This is a genomic window from Salmonella sp. SAL4457 (assembly GCF_046548235.1).
Taxonomy (GTDB): domain Bacteria; phylum Pseudomonadota; class Gammaproteobacteria; order Enterobacterales; family Enterobacteriaceae; genus Salmonella; species Salmonella enterica.
In genome coordinates, this window is the sequence record NZ_JBGDZO010000812.1 from 1 (window position 1) to 258 (window position 258).

Here is a 258-nt window from a genome sequence, read left to right on the forward strand (position 1 = left end):
GCCCGGGGAAGTCGCGCTTGAGGATATGCACCACTTCCTCCTGGGTGCGGTAGGAGAAGCGCCGGCGGGTGCCGAAGTCGGCGACCTGGAATTCCGCGAGTTCCTCGCTGCTGGCCTGGGCGGAGAGCCAGTCGAGCTTGCGATAGAGCTGCTCGCCGACCTGTTCCAGGACCACCTCGCGGTAGCGATAACGGTTGCGCACCTCGCTGACGATGGCCAGCAGCGGCACCTCGAAGAGGATCACGTGCAGCCATGGGC

The 258-nt window shown here is 65.9% G+C and carries 1 pseudogene; it reads right to left on the reverse strand.

From position 1 onward, the window contains the following. Positions 1-258, reverse strand: a pseudogene (locus tag ACLJNW_RS26420) (nicotinate phosphoribosyltransferase); the annotation flags it as partial.